This is a genomic window from Streptomyces sp. Alt3 (genome assembly GCF_030719215.1).
Classification (GTDB): domain Bacteria; phylum Actinomycetota; class Actinomycetes; order Streptomycetales; family Streptomycetaceae; genus Streptomyces; species Streptomyces glycanivorans.
The window spans coordinates 779,634-804,719 of the sequence record NZ_CP120983.1 but is presented as its reverse complement, the minus strand read 5'-3'; the positions used below and the strand labels follow the sequence as shown (position 1 = coordinate 804,719).

General features: G+C 71.0%; 21 protein-coding genes and 1 pseudogene. 16 read left to right on the top strand and 6 right to left on the bottom strand.

Annotated features, from left to right (window positions below; translation table 11 throughout):
• Nucleotides 1-4 precede the first annotated feature (4 nt).
• From P8A20_RS03645 to P8A20_RS03635, 3 genes are all read left to right on the top strand, one after another.
• Nucleotides 5-1,078: an LLM class flavin-dependent oxidoreductase gene (locus P8A20_RS03645; protein WP_147961133.1), complete on the top strand. Its 1,074-nt coding sequence runs from the start codon at nt 5-7 to the stop codon at nt 1,076-1,078.
• Between the two features lie 145 nt (nt 1,079-1,223).
• Nucleotides 1,224-2,015 (top strand): VOC family protein, encoded by a 792-nt coding sequence (locus P8A20_RS03640; protein ID WP_306102837.1) that lies wholly within the window; start codon nt 1,224-1,226, stop codon nt 2,013-2,015.
• Nucleotides 2,016-2,136: 121 nt separating this feature from the next.
• A complete protein-coding gene (locus P8A20_RS03635; protein WP_147961135.1) occupies nt 2,137-2,379 on the top strand; it encodes a WhiB family transcriptional regulator in 243 nt (80 codons plus the stop codon).
• A 269-nt stretch (nt 2,380-2,648) separates the two neighbouring features.
• On the opposite strand, the gene P8A20_RS03630 is transcribed toward P8A20_RS03635, so the two are convergent.
• Complete coding sequence (locus P8A20_RS03630; protein WP_147961136.1) at nt 2,649-3,626, bottom strand: acyl-ACP desaturase; 978 nt, start codon at nt 3,624-3,626, stop codon at nt 2,649-2,651.
• A gap of 154 nt (nt 3,627-3,780) precedes the next feature.
• Nucleotides 3,781-5,426: pseudogene (locus tag P8A20_RS03625) on the bottom strand (ABC-F family ATP-binding cassette domain-containing protein).
• 338 nt (nt 5,427-5,764) lie between these two features.
• Here P8A20_RS03625 and P8A20_RS03620 point away from each other — a divergent pair.
• Nucleotides 5,765-6,943, top strand: coding sequence for a serine hydrolase domain-containing protein (locus tag P8A20_RS03620; protein WP_306102836.1), 1,179 nt, complete (start codon nt 5,765-5,767; stop codon nt 6,941-6,943).
• A 65-nt stretch (nt 6,944-7,008) separates the two neighbouring features.
• Here P8A20_RS03620 and ssgD read toward each other — a convergent pair whose 3' ends face one another.
• Entirely contained in the window at nt 7,009-7,425 is a 417-nt protein-coding gene (gene ssgD, locus P8A20_RS03615; RefSeq protein ID WP_147961137.1) for a spore wall synthesis regulator SsgD, read from the bottom strand.
• Nucleotides 7,426-7,612: 187 nt separating this feature from the next.
• On the opposite strand from ssgD, the gene P8A20_RS03610 reads away from it, so the two are divergent.
• The 3 genes from P8A20_RS03610 to mmpA all read left to right on the top strand — a co-directional run bounded on the left by P8A20_RS03610 (nt 7,613) and on the right by mmpA (nt 9,800).
• Nucleotides 7,613-8,698: a WD40/YVTN/BNR-like repeat-containing protein gene (locus P8A20_RS03610; RefSeq protein WP_147961138.1), complete on the top strand. Its 1,086-nt coding sequence runs from the start codon at nt 7,613-7,615 to the stop codon at nt 8,696-8,698.
• A 192-nt stretch (nt 8,699-8,890) separates the two neighbouring features.
• Nucleotides 8,891-9,604, top strand: a complete 714-nt coding sequence (locus P8A20_RS03605) for an endonuclease V (protein ID WP_147961139.1) — start codon at nt 8,891-8,893, stop codon at nt 9,602-9,604.
• Nucleotides 9,605-9,653: 49 nt separating this feature from the next.
• A complete protein-coding gene (gene mmpA, locus P8A20_RS03600; protein ID WP_306102835.1) occupies nt 9,654-9,800 on the top strand; it encodes a morphogenic membrane protein MmpA in 147 nt (48 codons plus the stop codon).
• Between the two features lie 24 nt (nt 9,801-9,824).
• On the opposite strand, the gene P8A20_RS03595 is transcribed toward mmpA, so the two are convergent.
• The gene (locus P8A20_RS03595) at nt 9,825-11,015 is read right to left on the bottom strand and encodes a saccharopine dehydrogenase family protein (protein ID WP_147961140.1); all 1,191 of its coding nucleotides are present in this window, start codon (nt 11,013-11,015) and stop codon (nt 9,825-9,827) included.
• Nucleotides 11,016-11,220: 205 nt separating this feature from the next.
• Between P8A20_RS03595 and P8A20_RS03590 the strand changes: the two genes are divergently transcribed.
• From P8A20_RS03590 to P8A20_RS03570, 5 genes are read left to right on the top strand one after another with little or no spacing between them, the layout of a single operon-like run.
• Nucleotides 11,221-12,372: a CaiB/BaiF CoA transferase family protein gene (locus tag P8A20_RS03590; RefSeq protein WP_306102834.1), complete on the top strand. Its 1,152-nt coding sequence runs from the start codon at nt 11,221-11,223 to the stop codon at nt 12,370-12,372.
• Nucleotides 12,372-13,406, top strand: coding sequence for an LLM class F420-dependent oxidoreductase (locus tag P8A20_RS03585; RefSeq protein ID WP_147961141.1), 1,035 nt, complete (start codon nt 12,372-12,374; stop codon nt 13,404-13,406). The genes P8A20_RS03590 and P8A20_RS03585 overlap by 1 nt, the downstream gene beginning before the upstream one ends.
• Nucleotide 13,407: 1 nt before the next feature.
• Entirely contained in the window at nt 13,408-14,550 is a 1,143-nt protein-coding gene (locus tag P8A20_RS03580; protein ID WP_306102833.1) for an acyl-CoA dehydrogenase family protein, read from the top strand.
• A 37-nt stretch (nt 14,551-14,587) separates the two neighbouring features.
• Nucleotides 14,588-15,802 carry an acetyl-CoA C-acetyltransferase gene (locus tag P8A20_RS03575; RefSeq protein WP_306102832.1) on the top strand — a complete coding sequence of 405 codons (1,215 nt, stop codon included), beginning with the start codon at nt 14,588-14,590 and terminating at the stop codon, nt 15,800-15,802.
• 37 nt (nt 15,803-15,839) lie between these two features.
• Entirely contained in the window at nt 15,840-18,011 is a 2,172-nt protein-coding gene (locus P8A20_RS03570; protein WP_147961144.1) for a 3-hydroxyacyl-CoA dehydrogenase NAD-binding domain-containing protein, read from the top strand.
• Nucleotides 18,012-18,032: 21 nt separating this feature from the next.
• Here P8A20_RS03570 and P8A20_RS03565 read toward each other — a convergent pair whose 3' ends face one another.
• A complete protein-coding gene (locus P8A20_RS03565) occupies nt 18,033-18,773 on the bottom strand; it encodes a MerR family transcriptional regulator (protein WP_147961145.1) in 741 nt (246 codons plus the stop codon).
• A 272-nt stretch (nt 18,774-19,045) separates the two neighbouring features.
• On the opposite strand from P8A20_RS03565, the gene P8A20_RS03560 reads away from it, so the two are divergent.
• The 3 genes from P8A20_RS03560 to P8A20_RS03550 all read left to right on the top strand — a co-directional run bounded on the left by P8A20_RS03560 (nt 19,046) and on the right by P8A20_RS03550 (nt 23,119).
• Nucleotides 19,046-20,560, top strand: a complete 1,515-nt coding sequence (locus P8A20_RS03560) for a multicopper oxidase family protein (RefSeq protein ID WP_147961146.1) — start codon at nt 19,046-19,048, stop codon at nt 20,558-20,560.
• Nucleotides 20,561-20,780: 220 nt separating this feature from the next.
• Nucleotides 20,781-22,604 carry an AMP-dependent synthetase/ligase gene (locus P8A20_RS03555; RefSeq protein ID WP_147961147.1) on the top strand — a complete coding sequence of 608 codons (1,824 nt, stop codon included), beginning with the start codon at nt 20,781-20,783 and terminating at the stop codon, nt 22,602-22,604.
• A 38-nt stretch (nt 22,605-22,642) separates the two neighbouring features.
• Nucleotides 22,643-23,119, top strand: coding sequence for a macro domain-containing protein (locus tag P8A20_RS03550; RefSeq protein ID WP_306102831.1), 477 nt, complete (start codon nt 22,643-22,645; stop codon nt 23,117-23,119).
• A 45-nt stretch (nt 23,120-23,164) separates the two neighbouring features.
• On the opposite strand, the gene P8A20_RS03545 is transcribed toward P8A20_RS03550, so the two are convergent.
• Nucleotides 23,165-24,328: an acyl-CoA dehydrogenase family protein gene (locus P8A20_RS03545; protein WP_147961149.1), complete on the bottom strand. Its 1,164-nt coding sequence runs from the start codon at nt 24,326-24,328 to the stop codon at nt 23,165-23,167.
• A 94-nt stretch (nt 24,329-24,422) separates the two neighbouring features.
• Between P8A20_RS03545 and P8A20_RS03540 the strand changes: the two genes are divergently transcribed.
• A complete protein-coding gene (locus tag P8A20_RS03540) occupies nt 24,423-25,055 on the top strand; it encodes a TetR/AcrR family transcriptional regulator (RefSeq protein ID WP_306102830.1) in 633 nt (210 codons plus the stop codon).
• Nucleotides 25,056-25,086: the final 31 nt, after the last annotated feature.

Below are 25,086 nucleotides of genomic sequence, written 5' to 3'. Positions count from 1 at the left end.
CGCCATGGCGCCGGAAGTCCTCTGGTACATCATCCCGCGCGAAGGCGCCTACCCCTGGGAGCCCGAGGGCCGGCGGCCCGCCGACCTCGGCTACCTCAGCCGGCTCGCCGGCACCGTCGAACAGCTCGGTTACAGCGGCGCCCTGCTCGCCACCGACCTGTACGACGTCTGGCCGCTGGGCAGCGCCCTCGCCGCGACCACCAGCACCCGGTTCAAGCCGCTGCTCGCCGTCCACCCGGGGCTCATCTCGCCGACGCTGCTGGCCAAGATGGCACTGAGCTTCGACCAGCTCTTCGGAGGCCGGCTGCGCTTCAACGTCGTCAACGGCTCGACGAAGGCGCTGAAGGAGTACGGGCTCCATGTGGAGCACGACGAACGGTACGCACTCAGCGCCGAGTACTGGTCGATCGTGAAGCGCCTCACCGCCGGGGAGGTGTTCGACCACAAGGGCCGCTTCTACGACCTGAAGGACGCGGGTGCCTCGTTCCGGGAGCTCCAGCCAGTGCAGGCCCCGCACATCCCGCTGTGGTTCGGCGGCTCGTCCGACCCGGGCATCGAGATGGCGGCCGAGCACGTCGACGTCTTCCTCACCTGGGGCGAACCGCCGCACCTGCTGAAGGAGAAGCTGGACAAGGTCCGGGCCAGGGCCCGCGCCCACGGCCGCACCCTGCGCATCGGTCTGCGGCTCCACCTCATCGTGCGCGACACGGAGGACGAGGCGTGGGCCGCCGCCGACCGGCTGCTGGACGTCACGAGCGAGGCGACGTACGCCCGCATGCTCGGCGACCGGTCAGGTGAGGAGGGGGTGGGCTGGCAGCGTCAGTTCCGGCAGCACGGCGGACGCGTCCCGGCCCGCGCCCGGGAACTGGAGAGACACCCCAACATGTGGCCGGGCATGAGCCTGTTCAGGCCCGGCCCCGGCACGGCGGTCGTGGGCTCGACGGCCCAGGTCGTCGAGCGCCTCGGGGAGTTCCAGGACCTGGGTGTCGACACCTTCATCCTCTCCGGGAACCCGCTGCTGGAAGAGGCCTACAGGGTCGCCGAGACGGTGCTCCCCGCGCTGGGTGTCGCACGCTGACCCGACCGGCCGGGCCCCTCGTGGCCGGGGGCCCGGCCGGCCCGCCGGGGCTGCGGTCGTCCGTGCCCGGTGCCAGACTCGGAGGGTGAGGGAAGCCTGGCGTGACGGACCACGCGAGGCACAGGATCCGCCCTAGGAGCTCACCATGCTCGACCCGTCCTTCGAGACCGGCGCCCCGGACTGGGTCGATCTCGGCACACCCGACATCGACGCGGCCACGGTCTTCTACAACGGTCTGTTCGGCTGGGAGCTTCAGCCCGGAGGCCCCGAGACCGGCGGCTACGGGACGTATCAGCTGCGGGGCAGGACCGTCGCGGGCGTCATGACCGTGCCCGAGGGCCAGGGAAAGCCCTCCTGGTCGGTCTACTTCCAGACCCCGGACGCCGGCGCCACCGCACGGACGGTCGAACAGGCCGGGGGCACGGCGGCCTTCCCGCCGATGGACGTGCTGGACTACGGGCGCATGGGCGGCTTCACCGACAACAACGGCGCGTACTTCGGCGTCTGGCAGCCCGGTACGAACCCCGGCCTTGGCATGATCATGGAACCCGGTTCGCTGATCTGGTCCGAGCTGTACACCCCGGACGTGCCCTCGGCAGCCGCCTTCTTCCACACGGTCTTCGGATGGCAGACCAACCAGATGAGCTTTCCCGGCGGCTCCTACACGGTCGTCCGGCCCGCGGGCACGGACAACGACGAGTCCGCCTTCGGGGGACTCGTACCCCTCGACCAGGTGCCGAGCGAGACCGCTGCCGGACCGCACTGGCTGCCGTACTTCGCCGTGGACGACACCGACGCCACGGTGTCCGCCGCGGAGCGGCTGGGCGGCCGGGTGACCATGGCCGCCACGGATCTGGCCGAAGTCGGCCGGATCGCGACCTTCGCCGACCCCGCCGGAGCCGCCTTCGCGGTGATCAAGCCGGCACCGATGCCGTAGGGTCCTGACCTGCGCAGAGCATCGTGGGAACAACCCGTGCGGGTGCGTGCGGCACCCGGTCGAACCGCTCGTTGAACCATCGTTGATCACATGTTTATCGCCAACGGGCATCGTGGGTCCCATGCCGATCAACACCATGACCGACGAACTCACCTGGCAGGAGACCGCGCTGTGCGCGCAGGCCGGGCCGGAGTTCTTCTTCCCGGCGCCGGGCAGCTCCACCCGTGAGGCCAAGCAACTGTGCAACGCCTGTGAGGGCCGCGTCGCCTGCCTGGAGTACGCACTCACCCACGACGAACGCTTCGGTGTGTGGGGCGGCCTCTCCGAGAAGGAGCGGGACCGGCTGCGCAGAAGGCGCGGCTGAGAACGGGCCCCGAGCCGTGCGTGCTGCCGGGGCCGGCCGTGCCGGACACCGCTTCCCGGGCGGTCCGTCACGCGTCGGCGAAACCGGGGCCCAGGCCCTCGTGCGCGTCGGTGCCGTCCACGCGCCCGGGGCGCGGAGTACGTGTTCCGTGAAGCCCCGGGAAAAGCCCGGGCGCGAAACGGGGGCGCACGCGTGAGGCGTACGCCGCCGCTGTCCGGCGGGGGTCGGGGAGCGGATCCCGAGCCCCTGCCGGGCGGATCGCCGGACGGTCAGCCCTGGGCGGCCCTGGCCGCCAGTCGGGCCTTGCGGGCCGCCAGCTTCTCGTCGAACTTCGACGCCTCGCTGTCCAGGCCGTTCATGTAGAGCCCGAGCTCCTCCTGCGCCTTGAGGCCCTCCGGGCCGAGGCCGTCGATGTCGAGGACCTTCAGGTACCGCAGGACGGGCTGGATCACGTCGTCGTGGTGGATGCGCATGTTGTAGATCTCGCCGATCGCCATCTGCGCGGCGGCCCGCTCGAAGCCGGGCATGCCGTGTCCGGGCATCCGGAAGTTGACGACGACGTCACGTACGGACTGCATCGTGAGATCCGGGGCCAGGTCGAAGGCCGCGCCCAGCAGATTGCGGTAGAAGACCATGTGCAGGTTCTCGTCGGTCGCGATCCGGGCCAGCATCCGGTCGCAGACCGGGTCGCCCGACTGGTGGCCGGTGTTGCGGTGCGAGACGCGGGTGGCGAGCTCCTGGAACGCGACGTACGCCACGGAGTGCAGCATGGAGTGGCGGTTGTCGGACTCGAAGCCCTCCGCCATGTGCGCCATGCGGAACTGCTCGAGCTTGTCCGGGTCCACGGCGCGCGAGGTGAGCAGGTAGTCGCGCATCACGATGCCGTGCCGGCCCTCCTCCGCGGTCCAGCGGTGCACCCAGGTGCCCCAGGCGCCGTCGCGGCCGAAGAGGGAGGCGATCTCGTGGTGGTAGCTGGGGAGGTTGTCCTCGGTCAGCAGGTTCACGACGAGGGCGATGCGCCCGATGTCGGTGACCTTGGACTGGCTGGTCTCCCACGCTTCCCCGTCCTCGAAGTATCCGGGGAAGTTACGGCCGTCGGAGAACGGCACGTACTCGTGGGGCATCCAGTCCTTGGCGACCTTGAGATGGCGGTTGAGTTCCTTCTCCACCACCTCCTCCAGTGCGTACAGCAGCTGGGCGTCGGTCCACGCCTTCGAACTGCCGAGGTGGGGAGAGGTGATCGTCACGGGGGCTCCTGGGGACGGGAGAATTACCTACGGCTTCGTAGGTTACGTGACCGTAGGTTAAGGCGGCAGTAAGGCCACAGCCAAGCCCGGTCCTCGCACTGTGTGCTCACTCAATGTCATCATTGCAGGTGAAAGCCGCCCTGGAGTGGACAAGTCAGGCGCCTTCGCCGCCGACCCCAGGCAGCTTCGTGGGGTCGACGTCCCGGAGTCCGTCCGCGTCCAGCAGCAGCCACCGGGTGATTCCCAGCGACTCCAGGAACGGCATGTCGTGACTCGCCACGATGAGTGCTCCCTCGTACGCCTCCAGCGCCGACGACAGGCGGTGCACACCGGACAGGTCGAGGCTGTTCGTCGGCTCGTCCAGCATCAGCAGCTGAGGCCCGGCTCCGCGAGGAGCAGCGCCGCGAGCGTGGCCCGGAGGCGCTCGCCACCCGAGAGGGTCCCGGCCGGGCGGTCCGCCCTGCCGCCCTTGAAGAGGAAGTGCGCCAGCCTCGCCCGGATGCCGTTGTCCGTGGTGCCCGGCGCGACACGTGCCACGTTCCCCACCAAGGACAACGCGTCGTCGAGGACGTCGAGACGCTGCGGCAGGAAGCCCACCGGCACCTGCGGGACCGCCTCGCCGGAGACCGGCTCCGACTCGCCCGCGATCGTGCGCAGCAGGGTCGTCTTTCCCGCGCCGTTGCGGCCGATCAGCGCGATCCGCTCCGGTCCGCGCAGATCCCACTCGCCCCTCAGCCGTGCGCCGTGGGCGAGTTCGAGGTCCCGGAGCACCAGCACGCCACGGCCCGGATGGACCCGGGTCCGCGGCAGCTCGATGCGGATGGCCTCGTCGTCCCGTACCGCTTCGACCGCCTCGCCGAGGCGCTCCTGCGCGTCCGCCAGCCGTTCCGTGTGCATGATTCGGTGCTTGCCCGCCGACTCCTGGGCGGTCTGCTTGCGCTGGCCCATCACGGCCTTCGGCTCGCGCTTGGTGTCCCACATCTTCTGCCCGTACCGCTTGCGCCGGGAGAGCTTGACGTGCGCGTCGGTGAGTTCGCGCCGCTGCCGCCGGACATCGGCCTCCGCGACCCGCACCATCCGTTCGGCGGCCTCCTGTTCCACGGCCAGCGCCGCCTCGTACGCCGACAGGTTGCCGCCGTACCAGGTGACCGAGCCGTCGCGGAGATCCGCGATCCGGTCCACCCGCTCCAGCAGCTCCCGGTCATGGCTGACCACGACCAGCACTCCCGCCCAGGCGTCGACGGCTTCGTACAGCCGTCTGCGGGCGTACAGATCGAGGTTGTTGGTCGGTTCGTCCAGCAGGAGGACGGAAGGGCGGGTGAGCAGCAGAGCCGCCAGCCGCAGCAGTACGCACTCGCCGCCGGACAGCTCGCCGACGGTGCGGTCGAGGCCGGTACCGGACATGCCCAGTTGGTCGAGCACCGCGCGGGCGCGCTCCTCGACGTCCCAGTCGTCCCCGACGGCGGCGAAGTGCGCCTCGTCGGCGTCGCCCCCCTCGATGGCGAGGAGCGCCGCGCGCGTCGTGGCGACACCCAGCACCTCGTCCACCCGGAGCCCGGTGTCCAGGGTGATGTCCTGAGGGAGGTGGCCGATGTCGCCGACGGTCCTGATGTGTCCTTCCGTCGGCCCGAGTTCACCGGCGATCAGCCGCAACAGCGTCGACTTCCCGCAGCCGTTGAGCCCGATCAGTCCGGTGCGGCCACTTCCCACGGTCAGTTGCAAGCCGTCGAAGACCTCGCTCCCGTCGGGCCAGGCGAACGAGAGGGAGGAACAGAGGATATGCGTGGTGGATGCAGGCACAAGGGTCTCCCGGCTGCGTCGGAGGAATCACGGAGAACGGCTCGGACACTGGGGTCACGCGGGACACGGCGGCGCGGCAGAGCGCACGGCGCGGTCGGCGGACACCTCAGATGTGGAGCAACGTCCTTCTCCGATCCGACGACGACAGGGACACCGATGACGTTACGAGCGGGTCCGGGGCCCAGGCAACCGAATTCGGGCCACGCGTGCGAGCCCCCGCCCGCTCACCGGATCGGGCTACCCGGGTCCGCCCGTCGCGATGTCCATCCGGCCGGCACCCGTTCGGGCCGGGGGCATTCGGGATGGCCGGCGGGCCGTTCCGCTCCTAGCGTCGGGGCATGATCCTTCACCGTTCGTGGTTACCGGCCGCAGTGCTGGCATTCGTACCGGCACTGGTTCTGCCATCTGCCGCGGCTTCGGCCGCACCCCACCCGTCCGCCGCGGCCCGGTCCGTGCAGCGTGACGCCGACGCGCTGCGGGACACCGGGGTCACGGGGGTGGCGGTCCGGCTGGAAACCCCCGGCGGCACCGTCACGTCCCGTTCCGGGGTGGGGGACCTGGTCACACGCCGCCCCGTCGCGACGGACGGGTACCTGCGGCTGGGCAGTACCACCAAGACGTTCGTCGCCACCGTCCTCCTGCAACTGGTGGGCGAGGAACGCGTCTCCCTCGACGGGACGGTGGAGGAGCTGCTGCCCGGCGTCGTGTCCGGCGCGGGCAACGACGGCCGGACCGTCACCGTCCGGGATCTGCTGCAGCACACCAGCGGTCTGTCCGACTACATCCACGACGTCTTCCCCGACCCCGGTGCCCGGACCTACTTCGCCGACCGGTGGCGCGCCTACGAGCCCGAAGCACTGGTGGGCCTGGCCGTGCGGCATGAACCCGACTTCCCGGCGGGCACCCGATGGGCCTACTCCAACACGAACTACGTGCTCCTGGGGATGATCATCGAGAAGATCACCGGCACCACCTGGGAGCAGCAGGTCCACGACCGTGTCCTGCGCCCGCTCTGCCTGCGCCACACAGACACCCCCGGCACTCGGCCCTTCCTCCCGCACCCGCACACGGCGAACTACCAGCAGTTCACGGCGGACGGACCGATGGTCGACACCACGATCCCCTACCGCCCCTTCGACAGCGGGGCCGATGGTTCGATGACCGGCACGGCCCGGGACCTCAACCGCTTCTTCTCCGCACTGGCCAGGGGGCAGCTGCTGAAGCCCGCCGAACTCGCCGCCATGCGGAACACCGTGCCGGTACCACCGGACAGCGGTCACCCGGAGGGCACCCAGGACGGCCTGGGCCTGTTCTTCACACCGTTGTCCTGCGGCGGCGGCTACCTCGGGCACGGAGGGAGCGGCTTCGGATATGTCGTCCGGGCGGCGACGACCACGGACGGCCGGCGCACCGTCACCGTCTCCGCGCACAGCCGCTCCGGAGACCCTCACACGGCGGCCCGTCAGGAGGACGCGCTGCGCGACCTCGTCGACCACGCCCTGTGCCGCACCGGCTGACCGTGTCTCCCGGCGGCGGGGATCAGGCGGGGATCAGGCGGGGTTCAGGCCGGGCTCGACCGGACTCAGGCGGAACCGCCCAGCAGATCGGTCAGGTCGCCGTCCAGGTCCAGGAAGAGGTACTCGTCCCCCACCGGGACGAGTTCCTGCGCCCGCTTCAGGAAACGGCGCAGCTCCGACGTGCGCACATGCACCATCGCGATGCCCTCGATCGCGTGGAACTCCAGGACCGTGCGGTCGTACCCGAACGGCCGGACGCGGACGTCGCCGACGCCTGCCGGCGCGTCCATGCCTGTGGCGAGCAGCTCCCGGGAGAACTCCCAGGAGACCTCGGTGCCTTCGAGGGTCGCGGGCGCCGGGAACGCCATGCGGACGGCGAAGGGGTCCTTGCGGTCGTAGTGCAGGGTGGCGGGCAGCGTCTCCATGCGCGGTGCGGACGCGACCATGCGCGCCTGCACGGACTGCTCGATTACGGTGGACAAGACCTGCTCCCTCTCGCCTCGGACGAACGGCTCCCGGCACTGGAGTAGACGACGGAACGTCTCCATCCGTGCACTGCCGGGTGGCGTGAGCTGCGTCACCGCCCCCCACTCTCCCCTCTGATCAACTGCCCCGTTTCGCGAGGCGCACCCTGGACGCCCGCCCCCTGTTGGGTTAGCTTCCAGCGCCATGACGGTCATGGGGAAGACGAGACGGCTGATGGTTTCGGTGCTGTGCGGCCTGGCGGTGACCGCAGTGCCGGCCGCGCCGACGGCGCAGGCCGCACCGGGCGGCCACGAGGAACGCGACCCGGGATGGGTACTGACCGACACGGGTACCCAGGCGCGCTTCCGGGGCCTCGCCGCGGTCGGCCGCGATGCCGCGTGGGCCGCAGGCTCCGGGGGTGTGGTGCTGCGCACCACCGACGGAGGGCGCCACTGGCGCGATGTCTCGCCCGCCGGCGCGGCAGGACTGGAATTCCGTGACATCGAGGCGTTCGACCGGCGGCGGGCGGTGGCGCTGTCCATCGGCGAGGGTGAGGCGTCCCGGATCTTCCGCACCGAGGACGGCGGCAGGACCTGGACCGAGTCCTTCCGTAACACCGATGCCCGGGCCTTCTACGACTGCCTGACCTTCTTCGACACCCGTCACGGGCTCGCGATGAGTGACCCGGTGGACGGGAGGTTCCGCATCCTGTCGACCTCGGACGGCGGGCGGAACTGGCGGGTGCTGCCCGACGCGGGGATGCCTGAGGCGCAGCCGGGCGAGGCCGGATTCGCCGCGAGTGGCCAATGCCTCGTCAGTTCGGGCAGCAGCGACGTGTGGCTCGCCACCGGCGGCGCGGCGACCGCCCGGGTGCTGCACTCCGACGACCGCGGCCTCACCTGGAAGACGGCCGCGTCACGGATCCCGGCGGGGGACCCGGCACGGGGAGTCTTCGGTCTCGCCTTCCACGACCGGACGCACGGCATCGCGGTGGGCGGCGACTACCGGGCGGGCCAGGCGTCGCCCGACGCCGCGTCCGTCACCGGCGACGGCGGCCGGAACTGGCGGCGTGCGGACGCCCCGCCGCCCGCCTACCGGTCCGGCGTCACATGGCTGCCGCACAGCCGGCGGTCGGCTCTCGCGGTGGGCCCGACCGGCACCGACGTCACGCGGGACGGTGGCCGCAGCTGGCGGACCGTGGACACCGGCTCGTACGACACGGTCGACTGCGCCCCGGGCGGCGGGTGCTGGGCCGCGGGCGAGAAAGGCCGGGTCGCGCGTCTGCGGTAGGGCCCTCGGCGACCGAGTGGCAGCCTGGCCGTGGACCGCCGGCGCCCCATGACCGGCTTGGTGGGCAGGGGCGGCGCTCCGAGGAGGCACCCGCCGGCCGGACAACCGCCGCAGGCGTCGACGTGCCCGACCGGTGCGGCGCGGCTCGACTCGCGGACGGACATGACCGCCGGGCTCCTAGACTGACCGGCCATGACGACCTTCCGCATGCCCGCCGACGAGGCCGAAGCCCGCGCCGTCCAGGACGCGTTGCGTGCGCGGGTGGTGCTGGACGAGCCTGGGCCCCCGCCCGGAGCCGGCCGGGTCACCGGTGTCGACGTCGCCTACGACGACGAGCGGGACCTCGTCGTCGCGGCGGCCGTCGTCCTGGACGCCGCGACGCTGGAAGTGGTCGCCGAGTCCACCGCCCAGGGCCGCGTGACGTTCCCGTACGTCCCCGGGCTCCTGGCCTTCCGGGAGATCCCGGCCGTCCTGTCCGCGCTGGAGGGCCTGCCGGTGGACCCGGGGCTCGTCGTCTGCGACGGCTACGGGCGGGCGCATCCGCGCAGGTTCGGGCTCGCCAGCCACCTCGGCGTGCTCACCGGGCTGCCGGTCATCGGCGTCGCGAAGAACCCCTTCACCTTCCGCCACGAGCAACCGGGGCCCGGACGCGGTGACTTCACCCCGCTCCTCGACGGGGACGAGGAGGTGGGACGCGCTCTGCGCACACAGGACGGCACGAAGCCCCTCTTCGTCTCCGTCGGTCACCGCACGACCCTGGACAACGCCTGCGCCCATACGCTCGCGCTGGCCCGCGACTTCCGCCAGCCGGAGACCACACGCAGGGCCGACGCCCTGTGCCGGTCCGCCCTCCGGGAAGCGATCGCCGGCGGACGGGGACCCGCTCACGGTTCTGTTGCCAACTGAGTACAAGTACGGATGTTCCTCGTCGAACATCAGGGGCAGGCTGGTACACATGATCGACCACCACGCACCTCAGATGAGCACCGGAACCGTACGTCTCTCGCAGCGCGGCGTCGCCGTGGGCATGACCCTGGGCGTTGTCGCCGGAGTCGGCTGGACCGTGTCCATGCTTGTCACGCTGGCGTCCTGGATGCTCTGACCGGGGCACCGCGCCGTCCGGGGTTCAGCGCGACGCCGCGACCCGGAAGCGCAGTCCCGCGGTCTGCAGCCGTTCCAGCAGCGCGTCCCCCATCGCCACGGCCGTCGTGACCTGACCCGACGTCGCCGGCAGATCGTCGAGGGCGAGCGCCAGGCTCGCCTCGGCCAGCATCTTCGCCGTCTCGCCGTAGCCGGGGTCGCCGCCCGAGACCTCCGTGTACACCCGCCGTCCGCCGCCCTCCCCGACGAAGCGGACCGTGAACCAGCTGCGCTTCCTGCGCCGTTCATCGGGGCCCGTGCCCGGCTCGACCCGGGCGGAGAGCCAGTTCCGAGCGGCCGGGATCTGGGCCGCACCCACCAGCAGGCCGATCGCGGCCGCGCCGCCGATCGCCATGGGCAGGTGCTTGACCGAGGCGAAGTGCCGGTAGCGGAAATCGGGGCCGTAACGTTCCAGCCCCCGGGCGGACCGCTCCACCACGCGGGGGTCGAGGGTCGGCAGCGGCAGCGCCCAGGTGCCGGTCTCCGGGCTGAAGTGCGGGGCACCCTGCGGGGCACGGGCCCGGCGGCCGACGAGACGCGGTTCGTGCAGTCGCCGCTGCTGTGCGGCCCGGAGCATCTGCGGTCCACGGCCCATCGCCGTGAGCGCCGAGGCGAACGTACCGCCCGAGAAGACCGCGTCGGTGCGCACGTAGCCGTCGACCGTCAGCGGAACCCCCTCGGGCAGCTGTCGCACGGTGAAGTAGGCGCCGAGGTCGTGCGGGACGGAGTCGAAGCCGCAGGCGTGCACGAGCCGGGCGCCCGTCTCGCGCGCCCGGCCGTCGTGCTCCAGGTACATCCGGTCGACGAACTCCGCCTCCCCGGTGAGGTCGGTGTAGTCGGTCCCCGCCTCCGCGCACGCCGCCACGAGTGCCTCGCCGTACCAGACGTACGGTCCGACGGTCGACGCCACCACGTGCGCGGACATGGCGAGTTCACGCAGGGAGGCGGGGTCGTCCGCGTCGGCCCTCACCAGGGGCAGGTCCGCGCAGCGCGGGTGCGTCGCGGCGAGGCGGTCACGCAGCCGCTCCAGCTTGTCGAGGCTTCGGCCCGCCAGGGCCCAGCGGCAGCCGTCCGGCGCGTGCGCGGCCAGGTATTCGGCGGTGAGTGCCCCCACGAAGCCGGTGGCCCCGAAAAGGATGACGTCGTAAGGGCGTTCTGCCCCGTTCTGCCTGTTCATGAGTGCCTCCGCAGGGGCCGGCGCCGATGTAGCAGGCAGAGGGTAGCGGAGGCGTTCGGGGTGCCGCGCGGCCGGGCGGGCCTCGGTGCGAGAGGATCCGAAGGAAAGAACTAAGCGCTTGCTCGGCCAAAAGGGTTGTGCGGAGCGCGCACGGTTCTTAGCATCATCGATGTTACATCAGTTGTGTCATACCTCTGGGGGCTTGATGGCAACGACAGGACAGGGGCCGCGGGGTCCGCTGGCCGGGGTGCGCGTCGTCGAACTGGCGGGCATCGGCCCGGGGCCGTTCGCCGCGATGCTCCTCGCCGACCTCGGCGCCGATGTGGTGCGCGTCGACAGGCCCGGCGGCTCGGTGATCGGCATCGAGCCGGCCTTCGACCTCACCAACCGCAACAAACGGTCGGTCCTCGTCGATCTGAAGGCCGAGGGCGGAGCGGGCCAGGTCCTCGACCTCGTCGAGCGTGCCGACGTCCTGATCGAGGGCTACCGCCCGGGTGTCGCCGAGCGCCTGGGCGTGGGGCCCGACGCCTGCCTGGAACGCAATCCGCGGCTCGTCTACGGACGGATGACCGGCTGGGGCCAGGACGGCCCGCTGGCCCAGCGCGCGGGGCACGACATCGGCTACATCGCCCTGACCGGCACCCTGTCCATGATCGGCAGATCCGGCGAACCGCCCACGGTGCCCGCCAACCTCGTCGGCGACTACGCCGGCGGATCGCTCTACCTGGTCGTCGGTGTGCTGGCGGCCCTTCAGCACGCCCGTACGCCCGGCGGGGCCGGACAGGTCGTCGACGCGGCCATCGTCGACGGCGCCGCCCACCTCGCCACGATGATCCACGGCATGCTGGCGGCGGGCAGCTGGCAGGACAGGCGAGGCTCCAACCTCCTCGACGGAGGCTGCCCCTTCTACGGCTCCTACGAGACCTCCGACGGCCTGTTCATGGCGGTCGGGGCCCTGGAGCCGCGCTTCTACGAGGAGTTCGCCAAGCTCCTCGGACTCGGCGAGGAGGCCCCCGACCGCAACGACTTCGGACGCTGGGAGGAACTGCGCGCCCTCGTCGCCGACCGCTTCAGCACCCGTACGCGCGCGGAGTGGACCGAGATCTTCGAGGGGACGGACGCCTGCGTGGCCCCCGTCCTCTCCCTGCGTGAGGCACCCCGCCACCCCCATCTCGCCGCCCGCTCCACCTATGTGGAGCACAGCGGCCTCACCCAGCCCGCCCCCGCACCCCGCTTCTCCGCGACTCCCGCCTCCGTACGCAGCGGACCCGCGCTGCCCGGGGCGGACACCGAGGCCGTCGCCGCGGACTGGGACCTGCCGGGCCTGCTGACCACCGGGAAGGAAACGACCGGCTGATGGAACTCTCCCTGCCGCTGAACTACGCGGGCGACCCGCGCGCCGCCTGCGACCAGGTCGCCGCACTCGAGTCCGCCGGACTCGACGCCGTATGGGTCGCCGAGGCGTACGGCTTCGACTCGCCCACCCTCATGGGGTACCTCGCCGCCCGCACGGAACACCTGAAGATCGGCGCGGCGATCCTCAACGTCTACTCCCGGACCCCGGCCCTCATCGCCCAGACCGGTGCGGGGCTCGACGCGATCTCCGGTGGCCGCGCGCTGCTCGGGCTCGGTGCCTCGGGCCCGCAGGTGGTGGAGGGCTGGCACGGCAAGCCCTACGACAAGCCGCTCGGCCGGACCCGCGAGACCGTCGAGCTCTGCCGGCGCATCTGGCGCCGCGAGGTCATCGACCACCACGGCATCACCGACATGCCCCTGCCGAAGGAGAAGGGCGGCAAGCTCGGCAAGCCGCTGAAGATCCTCACCCGGCCGGTACGCGACACCATCCCGCTCCACATCGCCTCGCTCGGCCCCGCCAACGTCCGGATGACCGCGGAGATCGCCGACGGCTGGCTGCCCACCCTCTACATCCCGGAGAAGGCCCGGCAGGTCTGGGGCACGGCCCTGGCCGAGGGCACCGCGAAGCGCGACCCCGAGCTCGGCCCCCTGCAGACCGTCGCGGGCGGCCTGCTGGCCATCGGCGACGACGCGGCCGCCGTCCGTGACATGGCCCGCCCGCAGATCGCGCTGTACGTCGGCGGCATGGGTGCGCGCGGCAAGAACTTCTACAACGACCTCGCCGTCGCCTACGGCTACGAGAAGGAGGCCGCCACCATCCAGGACCTCTATCTCTCAGGGAGGAAGCGCGAGGCGGAGGCAGCCGTCCCGGACGAGTTCTGCGAGCTCATGACGCTCTGCGGCCCCGAGGGCTACGTACGCGACCGCATCGAGGCCTTCCGCGAGGCCGGGGTCACCATGCTCAACGTCACGCCCGTCGGTCCCGAGCCGGCACGGCTGATCTCCACCGTCAAGAACTGGCTCCAGGGGGCTTGAAGTGCAGCGGCAGATCTTCACCGAAGAGCACGACGCGTTCCGCGAGACCGTCCGCACCTTCCTGGCCAAGGAGGTCCTCCCGCACTACGAGCAGTGGGAGAAGGACGGCATCGTCTCGCGTGAGGCCTGGCGCGCGGCCGGCCGGCAGGGGCTGCTCGGCCTCGCCGTCCCCGAGGAGTACGGCGGCGGCGGGAACGCCGACTTCCGCTACAGCGCCGTGCTCGCGGAGGAGTTCACCCGGGCCGGGGTGTCCGGGCTGGCCCTCGGCCTGCACAACGACATCATCGGCCCCTACCTCACCGGGCTCGGCACCGAGGAGCAGAAACGCCGCTGGCTGCCCGGCTTCTGCAGCGGCGAGACCATCACCGCCATCGCCATGACGGAACCCGGCGCGGGCTCCGACCTCCAGGGCATCCGTACCGCCGCAGAGGACAAGGGCGACCACTGGCTCCTCAACGGCTCCAAGACCTTCATCTCCAACGGCATCCTCGCCGACCTCGTGATCGTCGTCGCGAAGACCTCACCGGAGGGCGGCGCCAAGGGCCTGTCGCTGCTCGTCGTCGAGCGTGGCGCAGAGGGGTTCGAGCGCGGCCGGAACCTCGACAAGATCGGGCAGAAGTCCCAGGACACCGCCGAACTGTTCTTCGACGACGTACGCGTCCCCAAGGAGAACCTCCTCGGCGAGCTCGACGGCGCCTTCATCCACCTCATGACCAACCTGGCCCAGGAACGCATGGGCATAGCGGTCGCAGGGATCGCCGCCGCCGAGTACCTCCTGGAGATCACCACCCGGTACGTCAAGGAGCGTGAGGCCTTCGGACGCCCGCTCTCCAAGCTCCAGCACATCCGCTTCGAGATCGCCGAGATGGCCACCGAGTGCGCCGTCACCCGGGCCTTCCTCGACCGGTGCATCGTCGACCACGCAGAGGGAACCCTCGACGCCGTCCACGCCTCGATGGCCAAGTGGTGGGCCACCGAGCTGCAGAAGCGGGTCGCCGACCGCTGTCTGCAACTCCACGGCGGATACGGCTACATGTCGGAGTACCGGGTCGCCAAGGCCTTCACCGACGGCCGTATCCAGACCATCTACGGCGGGACGACCGAGATCATGAAGGAGATCATCGGCCGCTCGCTGCTCGCCTGAACTCCCCGCCCAGCAACGACCCCGAAAGGCAGCTGCCTTGAGTACCGAAGCATTCGTCTACGACGCGATCCGCACCCCGCGCGGCCGCGGCAAGGCCAACGGCGCCCTGCACGGCACCAAGCCGATCGACCTCGTCGTCGGCCTCATCCACGAGATCCGGGACCGCTTCCCCGGCCTCGACCCGGCGGCGATCGACGACATCGTCCTCGGCGTCGTCAGCCCGCTCGGTGACCAGGGCTCCGACATCGCCAGGATCGCCGCGATCGCCGCCGGGCTCCCGGACTCCGTCGCGGGAGTACAGGAGAACCGCTTCTGCGCCTCCGGCCTCGAAGCGGTCAACCTCGCTGCCGCGAAGGTCCGTTCCGGGTGGGAGGACCTCGTCCTGGCCGGCGGTGTCGAGTCGATGTCCCGCGTCCCGATGGGCTCGGACGGCGGCGCCTGGGCCATGGACCCGATGACCAGCTTCGAGACCGGCTTCGCCCCGCAGGGCATCGGCGCCGACCTCATCGCCACCGTCGAGGGCTTCTCCCGCCGGGACGTCGACGAGTACGCCGCCCTGTCCCAGGAACGCGCCGCGACCGCCTGGAAGGAGGAGCGCTTCGCCCGGTCCGTCGTGCCGGTCAGGGACCGCAACGGGCTGCTCGTCCTCGACCACGACGAGCACATGCGCCCCGGCACGACCGCCGACTCCCTCGCCTCCCTCAAGCCCTCGTTCGCCACCATCGGGGAGATGGGCGGCTTCGACGCCGTCGCGCTCCAGAAGTACCACTGGGTCGAGAAGATCGACCACGTCCACCACGCTGGCAACAGCTCCGGGATCGTCGACGGCGCGGCCCTCGTCGCGATCGGCTCCAAGGAGACCGGCGAGCGCTACGGGCTCACGCCGCGCGCCCGCATCGTCTCCGCCGCCGTCTCCGGGTCCGAGCCGACCATCATGCTCACCGGGCCCGCCCCCGCCACCCGCAAGGCGCTGTCCAAGGCCGGTCTCACCATCGACGACATCGACCTCGTCGAGATCAACGAGGCCTTCGCGGGAGTCGTCCTGCGGTTCGTCAAGGACATGGGCCTGAGCCTCGACAAGGTCAACGTCAACGGCGGTGCCATCGCACTCGGGCACCCGCTCGGCGCGACCGGGGCGATGATCCTCGGCACCCTCGTCGACGAACTGGAGCGGCAGGACAAGCGCTACGGCCTGGCCACCCTGTGCGTCGGCGGCGGTATGGGCGTCGCCACCGTCGTCGAGCGTCTCTGACCGTCCCCGGAACCCCTGCCTACGGAGAAGACAAGCAATGACCGAGAGCACGACCATCCGCTGGGAACAGGACGAGACCGGCGTCGTCACCCTCGTACTCGACGATCCCGGCCAGTCCGCCAACACGATGAACCAGGGCTTCAAGGACTCCATCGCCGCCGTCGCCGAGCGCGCCGAGGCCGAGAAGGACTCCATCCGGGGCATCATCTACACCTCCGCCAAGAAGACCTTCTTCGCCGGCGGCGACCTCAAGGACATGATCAGGATCGGTCCGGACGACGCGCAGGCCGCGTTCGACGCCGGAACCGCGATCAAGAAGTCGCTGCGCACCATCGAGACCCTCGGCAAGCCGGTCGTCGCCGCCATCAACGGCGCCGCGCTCGGCGGCGGTTACGAGATCGCGCTCGCCGCCCACCACCGCGTCGCCCTGGACGCCCCCGGCACCCGTATCGGCCTGCCCGAGGTCACCCTCGGCCTGCTGCCCGCGGGCGGCGGGGTCACGCGCACCGTGCGGCTGATGGGCATCGCCGACGCCCTGCTCAAGGTGCTCCTCCAGGGCACCCAGTACACCCCGCGGCGGGCGCTGGAGAACGGCCTCATCCACGAGGTCGCGGCCACCCGGGAGGAAATGCTCGAGAAGGCACGCGCCTTCATCGACGCCCACCCCGAGTCGCAGCAGCCCTGGGACGTCAAGGGATACCGGATCCCCGGCGGGACCCCGTCGAACCCGAAGTTCGCGGCCAACCTGCCCGCCTTCCCGGCCAACCTCAAGAAGCAGATCGCCGGCGCGCCCATGCCCGCGCCCCGCAACATCATGGCGGCGGCGGTCGAGGGGTCACAGGTCGACTTCGAGACCGCGCAGACCATCGAGGCGCGCTACTTCACCGAGCTGGTCACCGGCCAGGTCGCCAAGAACATGATCCAGGCGTTCTTCTTCGACCTCCAGGCCGTCAACTCCGGAGCCAGCCGGCCTCAGGGCGTCGAGGAGCGCCAGGTCCGCAAGGTGGCAGTCCTCGGCGCCGGGATGATGGGCGCCGGCATCGCCTACTCCTGCGCCCGCGCCGGCATCGACGTCGTCCTCAAGGACGTCTCCGCCGAGGCGGCCGCCAAGGGCAAGGCCTACAGCGAGAAGCTCCTCGCCAAGGCGCTCTCCCGGGGCCGCACGACGGAGGCGAAGCGGGACGAACTGCTGGCCCGGATCACCCCGACCGGGGACCCGGCCGACCTCGCGGGCTGCGACGCCGTGATCGAGGCGGTCTTCGAGGACACCGCGCTCAAGCACAAGGTGTTCCAGGAGATCCAGGACGTCATCGAGCCCGACGCGCTGCTGTGCTCCAACACCTCCACCCTGCCCATCACGGTGCTCGCCGAAGGCGTGAGCAGGCCGGTGGACTTCATCGGGCTGCACTTCTTCTCGCCCGTCGACAAGATGCCGCTGGTCGAGATCATCAAGGGGGAGAAGACCGGGGACGAGGCCCTGGCCCGCGCCTTCGACCTGGTGCGCCGGATCAGGAAGACCCCGATCGTCGTCAACGACTCGCGCGGCTTCTTCACCTCACGCGTCATCGGACACTTCATCAACGAGGGCGTCGCGATGGTCGGGGAGGGCGTCGAACCCGCCTCCGTCGAACAGGCGGCGGCACAGGCCGGCTACCCGGCCAAGGTCCTCTCCCTCATGGACGAGCTGACGCTGACCCTGCCCCGCAAGATCCGCGACGAGACCCGGCGCGCCGTCGAGGAGGCGGGCGGCACCTGGGCCACCCATCCCGCGGACGCGGTCATCGACCGGATGGTCGACGAGTTCGGACGGCCCGGGCGCAGCGGGGGAGCGGGCTTCTACGAGTACGGCGAGGACGGCGGCCGGGGTGCGCTCTGGCCGGGCCTGCGCGAGCACTTCACGAAGCCCGGTACCGAGATCCCCTTCGAGGACATGAAGGAGCGGATGCTCTTCTCCGAGGCGCTGGACAGTGTCCGCTGTCTGGAGGAGAACGTCCTCATGACCGTCGCCGACGCCAACATCGGCTCCATCATGGGCATCGGCTTCCCCGCCTGGACCGGTGGCGTGCTCCAGTACATCAACGGGTACGAGGGCGGCCTGCCCGGCTTCGTGGCGCGCGCCCGGCAGCTCGCCGAGCGCTACGGGGACCGCTTCCTGCCGTCCGCGTACCTGGTGGAGAAGGCCGGGAAGGGCGAGACCTTCCACGACTGACCGCGCCCGTGCGGGCCGTGCTCACCGCTCCTCCTCAGCGGTGAACGCGGCCCGCAGTTCCTCCTTCAGCGACCGCTGGAAGGCCGTCAGCAGCGCCTGGAGCACCATCGGCTGCATATGGGCCGAGAGCGACTTCATCGCCTGCACGTGCTCGGGGTCCGACTCCCGCTCCCGGTAGGGGTTCCACACCTCGTCCCGGAACAGCCGGCTCAGCTCGTGGGCGGCCGAACGGGTGTGCTCCAGCAGGACGGTGCGAGCGGCCAGGATCGTCTCGTGCGCGATGGGCACCTCCAGGAGCTCCACCCCGAGCCGCAGCAGGCCCGGGTCCACGAGGAAGGGACCCCCGGGCTTCGCCGGGCGCTCCAGCACCCCCATGGCCGCCAGCCGGTCCACGTCCTCACCGCTGAGCTCCCGGCCCGCCCGCCGCTCCAGCTCGGCACGCTCCATGTCCTCGGCGGAGTCCGGCGCCCAGGACGCCACCAGGGCGCGGTGGATGGCCAGGTCCTGCGCGCTCAGGTCGGGCGGCAGCTGCTGGAGGTAGCGCTCGATGGCGGCCAGCGTCATGCCCTGGTGCTGGAGCTCCTCGATGAGGGCCAGCCGGGAGAGGTGTTCGTGCCCGTAGTGCCCGACGCGCCGGGGGCCGATCACCGGGGGCGGCAGCAGACCTCTGGTGCTGTAGAAGCGCACGGTGCGCACGGTGACTCCCGCACGTGCCGCCAGTTCGTCGACGGTCAGCGTCGGCTCGTCGGTTCCGGTCGCCATTGCTGCTCCTTGTCGCGGACGGGCCCGTCCTGCCGGGCCTTGATCTCTCAGGTGCAACAGTATTGCTGTCGCACCAGTGTTGTGAAAGTGCCCGGAGACCCTGCCCTCCGGGCCCGGGGGCGGCTCTCATGAAGATGATCGCGCAGAGCCTTCCGTGCCCCGTCACCGAGTGACGCATGCGGGAAATCCCCGAGGGGCCGTAGGAGTTGTGCGGGGGGCCGCTGGGGGCCATCCCCGATGTCGGTGCGAGCGTGCGCCGGGACGCTGGAGCCATGTCTCGCCTCAAGCGTTTACTCGTCCTTCTCACGACGATCGCCCTCCTCATCGGCCTCGCGCTCGGTGGCGGCGCCCTGTGGCTGTATTCCGACGCCAAGGTGTCCACCGTCGGTTCGACCGGCTTCAGCAACGAGCTGGCGGTGCCGCCGTTGGCGGGATCGACGGTGAGGAGCGACGGGACCCGGGTCTTCGATCTGACGATGCGGGCCGGGGAGAAGGAGTTCACGACCGGGCGGAAGACGCCCACCTGGGGCTTCGACGGGGACTACCTGGGGCCGACGCTGCGTGCCGAGCGCGGCGAGAAGGTCCAGGTGAGGATCAGGAACGCGCTGGGGGAGGAGTCCACCGTGCACTGGCACGGGATGCACCTGCCCGCGAGGATGGACGGTGGTCCGCACCAGATGGTCGCCCCCGGCGCGACCTGGGCCCCGAGCTGGACCGTGGACCAGCCGGCCGCGACCCTCTGGTACCACCCGCATCCGCACGGCAGGACGGAGAAGCACGTGCAGCGGGGGCTGGCCGGGATGTTCCTCCTGCACGACGAGAGGTCCGACCGTCTCGCACTGCCCAAGAAGTACGGAGTCGACGATCTGCCGGTCATCGTCCAGGACGTGAAGTTCGACGGGGCGAAGTTCGACCACGGGCACAAAACGCTGTCGGACACCGGGTTCCTCGGGAACCGGACGATGGTCAACGGCACCCTCGATCCGTACAAGGAGGTCGGCGACGAGCTCGTACGGCTGCGGCTGCTCAATGCCTCGACCGCGCGCGTGTACGACTTCGGATTCTCCGACGGCCGGGAGTTCGCTCTCATCGGGACGGACGGCGGGCTGCTGGAGGCGCCGACCCGGACGGACCGGATCCGGATGTCGCCGGGCGAGCGGGCCGAGATCGTGGTGCGGATGAAGCCGGGCGGGAAGACCACTCTGCGCAGCTTTCCCGACGGCTCCTACGGGGACTTCTGGTCGAGGCGGTTCTCGGGCGGCGACGACTCCTTCGACGTACTGGAGCTGAGGGCGAGGAAGACCCTGCGGACCTCTCCCGAACTGCCTGCCGAGCTGGGCGAGCTGGAGGTCCCGGACGGGTCGGACTCGGTACGCGGACGCTTCTTCGGGCTGCGCACCTCCGGCATCAACGGCAGGGAGATGCGGATGGGCCGGATCGACGAGACGATCACCCGCGGCACCGCGGAGACCTGGACCGTGCGCAACGAACACAGCACGCCGCACAACTTCCACGTACACGACGTGCAGTTCCGGGTGCTGGAGGTGGACGGCGAGAAGCCGCCGGCCGAGCTGCGCGGAGCGAAGGACACGGTCTTCGTCCCGGGGAACACGACGGTGAAGCTGGCCATGCGTTTCGACGGGCAGGCGGACCCCGACGTTCCGTACATGTACCACTGCCATCTGCTGTACCACGAGGACCTGGGGATGATGGGGCAGTTCGTGGTCGTCGAGAAGGGCGGGAAGGCGGGCAAGGTGCGTACGCCGCACGCACACACGGGGCAGTAGGAGGCCGGCTCCGCGCGACCGTCGGCGGTGGCCGCGAGGAGTGACCGCCTCGCCCACCCGCGCCGGGGCGGTGGGGCCGTGCGCCGAGGGCGTCGTACCAATCGGGTGCAACACTATTGCTGTCTCACCGGTGGTGTGACAGTCTCCGGCACCATCGAAGCGCGTCAATTCCCTCCGGTGCGGGCCCGTGCGGTCCGGCCGACGGCGACAGGAGACGGCCGTGACCACGATCCTGCGAATCCCCACCAAGACCGACCGGCTGACCCTGCCGGCCCTGCTGGCGCGTAACGCCGAGGACCACGGGGACCTGCCCGCCCTCTCGTGGCGCAGCCCGGACAACGGCGACGGATGGACGACCCTGACCTGGAGTGAGGTGCGCCGCGAGGCCGCGGTGCTCGCCGCCGGATACGCCGCCCATGGCGTCGCACGCGGGCAGCAGGTCCTCATGATGATGGGCAACCGCCCCGAACACTGGCTCAGTGACCTGGCCCTCACCCACCTCGGGGCGGTACCGGTCACGGTCTACGGCACCGCCGCACCCGGGCAGATCGCCCACATCGCCCGGCACAGCGGCGCCCGGCTGGCTGTCGTCGAGGGCGCCCGGGAGCGCGAGCTCTGGGAGCCCCTCCTCGATGACCCGACCGTCCCGCTGGAGGCGCTCCTCGTCGTGGAGCCGGAGGGCGCCGGTGACCGCCCGACGTATGCCTCCCTGCACGCGGCCGGACGACAGGCCTACGACGAGGCGGAGTTCGACGCGGCCTGGCGGGCCTCGGGCGCCGACGACACACTCACGGTCGTCTACACCTCGGGTACCACCGGCGATCCGAAGGCCGTGCCCCTCACCCACCGCAGCGTGGTCGTCAACGCGCTGGCCCTGGACCGGGTGGTGGAACTGCCTGACCACGTCGCGCACATCTGCTACCTGCCCTTCGCACACATCGCCGAGCGGATGCTGGGGATCTATCTGCCGGTCTTCCGCGCCTCGCACGTCCACCTCTGCGCGGACACCGCGGCCGTCGCGTCCACGGCGCGCGCACTGCATCCGGCCCAGTTCTTCGGCGTTCCCCGGGTGTGGGAGAAGCTCGCCGCCTCCGTCAGGGCCGCGCTCGCCACCCTGCCCGAGGAGCAGCGCGCGGCGATCGAGGCGGCCGGGGAGACGGCTCGCGAGCATGTGGCCTTCCGTGAGCGGGGCGAACAGCCCCCCGCGGAGCTGGAGACCGCCTACCGCCGCGTCAAGGAGACGGTCCTGGACCCGGTGCTCTCCCTCGCCGGCTTCGAACGGCTGGTGTGGACGGCCAGCGCCTCCGCGCCCATGCCGCTGGACGTGGTGCGCTTCTGGGCCGGCTTCGGCATCGTCGTCATGGACGCCTGGGGACTCACCGAGACCGTGGGGGTGTTCACCACCAACAGCCCGTCGGCCTTCCGCCTGGGCTCGGTGGGGCGCCCGCTGGAAGGCCTGGAACTCCGCATCGCCGACGACGGGGAGATCCTGGTACGCGGCGAGACGGTGTTCGCCGGGTACCTGCGCGCCGACGGCACCGTGGACGAGGCGCTCGACGCGGACGGCTGGTTCCCGACCGGCGACATCGGCCGGGTCGACGACGACGGTTATCTCTGGCTCACCGACCGCAAGAAGGAGATGATCATCACCTCGACCGGGAAGAACGTCTCCCCGGCACTCGTCGAGAACACGCTCAAGGAGCACCCCCTGATCGGCCAGGCGCTCGTCCACGGCGACGGACACTCCTACCTCGTGGCCCTGCTCGTCCTGGACGGCGAGATGACACCCGCCTGGGCCGCGGCACGCGGTATCGAGGGCGACCCGGCGACCCACCCCGCCGTGCGGGAGGAGGTCGCCCGGGCGGTCGAGGCCGCCAACGCCCGGCTGAACCGCACCGAGCAGATCAAGCGCTACCGGCTGCTGGAGCGGGAGTGGGGCCCCGGGACGGGTGAGCTGACCCCCTCGCTGAAACTGCGTCGCAGGGTGATCCGCGACCGCTACGCCGAGGTCCTCGACGCGCTGTACGCGGAGGGCGGGTCCTGATCGTGCCCGCTGTCGGTGGGCGCCCGTACGGTGGGTGCATGTCGGGGATCACGTATGTGAAAGGGGACGCCACCGCGCCCCAGGGCAAGGGCGTCAAGCTGATCGTGCACGTCTGCAACGACCTGGGCGGCTGGGGCAAGGGATTCGTCCTCGCCCTGTCCCGGCGCTGGCCCAAGCCGGAAACCGCCTACCGGCGCTGGCACCGTGAGCGCGCCGGCAACGACTTCGGGCTGGGGGCCGCGCAGTTCGTCCAGGTCGAGACCTACATATGGGTGGCGAACGTCGTGGGCCAGCGGGGGATGCGCAGGGGCAGCAAGGGTGTTCCGGTGCGGTACGAGGCGATCGACGAGGGGCTGCGGAAGGTCGCGGAGCAGGCCGCCGGGCTGGGCGCCTCGGTGCACATGCCGAGGATCGGCTGCGGTCTGGCGGGCGGCACCTGGACGAGGGTGGAACCCCTCGTCCAAGAGCGCCTGGTGGACCGGGGCGTCCACGTCACGGTGTACGACCACGGATGAGACCCGGGCGGGGTGCCCCCGGCAGGAGCGAGGGCACCCCGGCACTCAGAGGCCGTAACTCCGGCCGATGATGTCGCGCTGGATCTCGCTCGTGCCGCCGTAGACCGTGGACACGACCGCCGCCCGCAGATGCCGCTCCATGTCGTACTCGGTCGCGTAGCCGTACCCGCCCATCATCTGCATGCCTTCCAGCGCCGCGTGCCGGGCCGTCTCGGTCGCCTTGAGCTTCGCCATGGACGCCTCGCGGGAGAACCGCTTCCCCGGCTCCGCGTCGCAGGCCGCCGCCACGTCGAAGACCAGGAGCCGCGCGCACTCGATCTCGGTCGCCAGGTCGGCCAACCGGTGCCGCAGTGCCTGGAAGGAGCCGACCGGGCGGCCGAACTGCTCGCGTCCGCGCACATACGCGACGGTGTCCTCCAGGACCCGCTCGGCCAGCCCCAGCATGTTCGCGGCCAGGAAGAGCCGCTCCGCGTCCAGGCCGGCCATCAGCTGGGGCCAGGCGTGGTCGGCCGTGCCGACCACGGCGTCGGCGGGCAGCCTGACGTCGGTGAAGTAGACGTCGTTGACCTCACGGCCGCCCATCGTCTCGATGGGCCGTATCCGTATCCCGGGTGTCCCGGCCGGGACGTGGAACATGGTCAGCCCCTCGCGCTTCGTGCCTCCCGAGCCGGTCCGGGCCACCAGCAGGATGTGCTCGGCCAGATGCGCGTTGGATATCCACGTCTTGTGTCCGTTGACCAGCCAGCCGCCTTCCGGCGTACGCTCGGCCGCGCACCGCAGGGCCGCCACGTCCGAGCCGGCCTCCGGCTCCGACATCGCGATCGACAGCACCTGGCCGGCCACGGCACCACCGACGGCCGCCTTGCACTGGGCCTCGTTCCCGAAGCGCTCGTACGCCTTCGCGGTGATCACCGAGGTGATGAACCCTCCGGCGGGTACCAGACCGCGTGAGGTCTCCCGCAGGAACAGGCAGGCGTCCGTCATCCCGCCCCCCGAGCCCCCGTACGCCTCCGGCAGGCACACGCCGAGCCAGCCGAGCTCCGCGAGCCGGGCGTAGAGCGAAGGGGCGTGCGGGCCGCCCGTCTCGGCGGCCAGCGCGTCGCGCTGTTCACGCGTGCCGCACTCGCGCCGGGCGAAGTCGCGCAGGGCCGTGACGAAGGCCCGCTGCTCGGCGGAGAGCGAGCGCGGGAGGGCGTGGACCGTGGACATGGAAGACCTCCGAAAGGGAGTTACAAAGCAACGGGTCAGGTAACACTGTTGCGGATCGGTATGGTTGAGTGGTGGCAACGGACGGGGAGGGCTCATGGCGGCACCGGGTAGCGACGAGACACTGCTGGCCAGGGCGCTCGGCGAGACGCCACCGTCCGACGCGCTGAGCGAACAGATCCTGGACGCGGCACGCGAGCAGTTCATGACCTTCGGGCTGCGCCGCTCGACGGTCGACGACGTCGCCAAGCGCGCCAAGGTCTCCCGCGTCACCGTGTACCGCCGGATCGGCAACAAGGACAGCCTGGTCTCCGCCTGCCTGCTGCGGGAGTACCGCAGATTCGTGAGCGACGTGGACGAGGCGGTGGCCGCGCTGCCCACCATGGAGGACCGGCTCGTCGCCGGCTTCGTCACGGTCCTCCGGCACATCCGTGAACACCCCCTGGTAGGCGGGCTGCTGAAGCTGGAGCCGGAGATCATGCTCCCCTTCCTCACGCTGGAGAGCGGCCCCGCCTTCCTCGCGATGCGCGGATATCTGGCCGACCGGCTCCGCCACGCCCAGCGCGCCGAAGGACGGCCGGAGACGGATCCGACACCGGTCGCCGAACTGATGGTGCGGATCACCGTCTCCTTCCTGCTCAACCCGGTGAGCAGCTTCGAACTGGACGACGACGAGCAGGTGGGGGCCTTCGCCCGCCGTTACCTGGTGCCGCTGCTCAGCGCCGGATGACCGCCGGGCCGGGCGCCGGGTGAGCGTGCTG

What these genes read in the sequence shown, in the direction of transcription:
- P8A20_RS03645 (WP_147961133.1), top strand. Translation starts at nt 5, where the DNA reads ATGGCGCCGGAAGTCCTCTGGTACATCATCCCGCGCGAAGGCGCCTAC.
- P8A20_RS03570 (WP_147961144.1), top strand. Translation starts at nt 15,840, where the DNA reads ATGACCGAGAGCACGACCATCCGCTGGGAACAGGACGAGACCGGCGTC.
- P8A20_RS03540 (WP_306102830.1), top strand. Translation starts at nt 24,423, where the DNA reads ATGGCGGCACCGGGTAGCGACGAGACACTGCTGGCCAGGGCGCTCGGC.
- P8A20_RS03595 (WP_147961140.1), bottom strand. Translation starts at nt 11,015, where the DNA reads ATGAACAGGCAGAACGGGGCAGAACGCCCTTACGACGTCATCCTTTTC.
- P8A20_RS03620 (WP_306102836.1), top strand. Translation starts at nt 5,765, where the DNA reads ATGATCCTTCACCGTTCGTGGTTACCGGCCGCAGTGCTGGCATTCGTA.
- P8A20_RS03565 (WP_147961145.1), bottom strand. Translation starts at nt 18,773, where the DNA reads ATGGCGACCGGAACCGACGAGCCGACGCTGACCGTCGACGAACTGGCG.
- P8A20_RS03550 (WP_306102831.1), top strand. Translation starts at nt 22,643, where the DNA reads ATGTCGGGGATCACGTATGTGAAAGGGGACGCCACCGCGCCCCAGGGC.
- P8A20_RS03635 (WP_147961135.1), top strand. Translation starts at nt 2,137, where the DNA reads ATGCCGATCAACACCATGACCGACGAACTCACCTGGCAGGAGACCGCG.
- P8A20_RS03605 (WP_147961139.1), top strand. Translation starts at nt 8,891, where the DNA reads ATGACGACCTTCCGCATGCCCGCCGACGAGGCCGAAGCCCGCGCCGTC.
- P8A20_RS03545 (WP_147961149.1), bottom strand. Translation starts at nt 24,328, where the DNA reads ATGTCCACGGTCCACGCCCTCCCGCGCTCGCTCTCCGCCGAGCAGCGG.
- P8A20_RS03610 (WP_147961138.1), top strand. Translation starts at nt 7,613, where the DNA reads ATGACGGTCATGGGGAAGACGAGACGGCTGATGGTTTCGGTGCTGTGC.
- P8A20_RS03585 (WP_147961141.1), top strand. Translation starts at nt 12,372, where the DNA reads ATGGAACTCTCCCTGCCGCTGAACTACGCGGGCGACCCGCGCGCCGCC.
- P8A20_RS03590 (WP_306102834.1), top strand. Translation starts at nt 11,221, where the DNA reads ATGGCAACGACAGGACAGGGGCCGCGGGGTCCGCTGGCCGGGGTGCGC.
- mmpA (WP_306102835.1), top strand. Translation starts at nt 9,654, where the DNA reads ATGATCGACCACCACGCACCTCAGATGAGCACCGGAACCGTACGTCTC.
- P8A20_RS03560 (WP_147961146.1), top strand. Translation starts at nt 19,046, where the DNA reads ATGTCTCGCCTCAAGCGTTTACTCGTCCTTCTCACGACGATCGCCCTC.
- P8A20_RS03640 (WP_306102837.1), top strand. Translation starts at nt 1,224, where the DNA reads ATGCTCGACCCGTCCTTCGAGACCGGCGCCCCGGACTGGGTCGATCTC.